This window comes from Caballeronia sp. (genome assembly GCF_049581465.1).
Taxonomy (GTDB): domain Bacteria; phylum Pseudomonadota; class Gammaproteobacteria; order Burkholderiales; family Burkholderiaceae; genus Caballeronia.
Genome location: NZ_JBAUSA010000339.1, coordinates 1 through 2,647 on the forward strand (window position 1 = coordinate 1; position 2,647 = coordinate 2,647).

3 protein-coding genes are annotated in these 2,647 nt (G+C 58.7%); all 3 read left to right on the forward strand.

What is annotated here, in order from left to right:
• Positions 1-1,755: tetratricopeptide repeat protein (locus tag WCA53_RS08530; protein WP_423907962.1), on the forward strand; the 1,755-nt coding region annotated here is incomplete at its 5' end.
• Positions 1,756-1,964: 209 nt separating this feature from the next.
• Positions 1,965-2,432 (forward strand): hypothetical protein, encoded by a 468-nt coding sequence (locus WCA53_RS08535; protein ID WP_423907964.1) that lies wholly within the window; start codon positions 1,965-1,967, stop codon positions 2,430-2,432.
• On the forward strand, positions 2,432-2,647 hold a 216-nt coding region (locus WCA53_RS08540; protein WP_423907966.1), incomplete at its 3' end, for a type II toxin-antitoxin system RelE/ParE family toxin. The genes WCA53_RS08535 and WCA53_RS08540, both read left to right, overlap by 1 nt.

A 2,647-nucleotide genomic window follows, 5' to 3' on the forward strand; every position in this document is an offset into this window, starting at 1 on the left:
TGCCTGGTAAATCTGGGGGTAGCGCTCAACGACAAGCGGGCCTTCGCGCGGGCTGAAGCGTTAATGACGCGCGCCCTCACACTCGACCCGCAATTCCCCGAAGCTGCGTACAACCTCGCGAACGCACTGCAGGCGCAAGGCAGACTTCGGGAAGCCTTGACGATGTATCAACGTGCGCTCGTGCTCAATCCGGCACATGCCGATGCGCGCAATAATCTCGGTAATGTCTGCAGGGGATTGAACGAATATGAGTTGGCCGCCGACGCGTTCGACGCAGCGATCAGGCTGCGCCCGAACTTTATCGCTGCGTATAACAACTCAGCCAATCTCCTGCGCACGCTTGGACGCATGGATGTAGCCGAGGCGAGACTGAAAAAGGCGCTCGCCATCGATCCAGGCTCTTCTGTCACGCATAACAATCTTGGCAATATCCTGAAAGACAAGGGGTGCCTCGACGATGGGATCGCCAGTTATCGACAAGCGATTACGAGCGACCCCGACAACGCCATCGCGCACAGCAACCTCGTCTATGCGTTGGTGTTTCAGGCGGAAGACGCGCAACCGGTTATCGACGAATGCAACCGGTGGTCAGAGCGTCACGAGTCTCCGTACCGTTCAAAGAGGATTCCTCATAATAACGACGCAACGATTGCTCGGCGCCTGCGGATTGGCTACGTGTCGGCGGACTTCCGCGACCATTGCCAGGCGCTATTTACCCTGCCACTTTTCTCGCATCACGATCACGCCCGCTTCGAGATATTCTGCTATTCGAGCGTTCGACGACAAGACGCCGTGACCCGGCGAATCGCAACTCACGCTGACGTCTGGCGCGACGTTCAGGACCTCGATGACGAGCAACTCGCTCAATTGATTCGAGAGGACCGAGTCGATATTCTCGTTGACCTAGCCATGCACATGGCCGATGGCCGCCCTCTGTTGTTTGCTCGCAAGCCTGCGCCGGTCCAGATCGCGTGGCTAGCCTACCCTGGCACGACCGGCATTCAAGCGATCGATTATCGGTTGACCGATCCATGGCTCGACCCACCTGAAATCAATATTCAGTATAGCGAACGACCTATCCGTCTAGCCGACACTTTCTGGTGCTACGATCCACAGACGGATTTGCCCGCAGTGAACCGGTTACCCGCACTGACGACCGGACACGTGACGTTCGGCTGGCTGAACAACCCTTGCAAGCTCAGCGACCACACATTGCGCATGTGGGTTGGTGTCATGCGGCGTTTGGAATCGGCGCAACTTGTGCTCATGGTGTTCGGAGGCAGCGCTCGCGAGCACCTGACGCGGCGAATCGAACACCACGGAATAGATGCGCAGCGAGTGCGTTTCGTCGCGTTCCGGCCTCGTGCCGACTATCTGAAGACGTTTCATGAAATTGATCTTGTCCTCGATACCTTCCCATACAACGGCCACACTACGAGTCTCGATTCTTTCTGGTTGGGTGTGCCGGTGGTGACACGTGTCGGGCAGACCGCCGCGGGGCGTGCCGGCCTGAGCCAGTTGTCCAACCTGGGTCTTGACGAACTCGCGGCGCAAAGCGACGAGCAGTTTGTTAGCGTTGCAGTTGAACTCGCGTCGGACCTGCCTCGCCTCTCGCGACTCCGGGAAGGCTTGCGGCGAAGGATGAGTGAATCGCCGCTTATGGATGGGGCACGTTTCGCGACGCAGATGGAGGCGGCGTATCAGCAGGTTTGGCGCGCGTGGTGTGGGGATCAGGCTCGCGCGGTTTGTTCATGAGTGAGGGCAGACCGAATGGATCGGTTTTCCGGTGAGGATGCGGTTTCCAGTGCCCGGAAGCTAGCGGGAGTTAGCGCCCGAACGCGCCTGAACAGCAGCTATCGGCTGACGCTGGTTCGAGGGTGCCGTTGCGAAGGAGTAAGATTGCATGTTAATTGTTAAGCGTGTACATTACTAATAATTAAGCGCGTGCCCCTGGGAGATATGCCATGCATACTTTGACACTTGAGCAACTGCGGGCTACCACCGATGCCGGCGGCATCGCTGGCGTCACCCTGAAAGCCCAAGGTGGGGCATTTTTTGTTCAGGTTGACACCCGCAATGGCGGGGAGGCCATACTTGCAAAGGCGCGCAGCAGCGAGCCCCGTAGTTTCGGCAACCCGCTCCAGGCGCTGACTCTGTTGCGCGGTCTTGGCCTCGTTGTCGGCTCCTTCGATGTCGAGCAGTGGAATCCGGACGATAAAGCCGGGGCCAGGACCAGGCCCGACCGAGCCAAGGCGCTAAAGCACACTCACGAAGCCGCGGAACACGACAAATGGTTCCGTGAGCAGGTTCAGCAAGGGCTAGCCGAGGCTGACGATCCGACGATCGCATGGGTGTCGCACGAAGTCGTTAAAGATGACATGCAGCGTCAGCGCGAAGCTTTGCAGGCCCGTATCGCGAGCAACGCTAAGTGATGGAGTTGGTATGGACGCCCCGCGCTCGCCACGCCCGACGAGCCGCAATCGATTACATCGCGGAGGACAATCCGATCGCCGCGCTAGGCCAACTCGATCAGATCGAGCGACAGACCGACATGCTGATCGAACACCCCGAGATGGGACGCCTCGGCCGCGTCGATGGCACCCGCGAACTGGTCATCAGCAAAACGCCATTCATCGTTATCTACCGA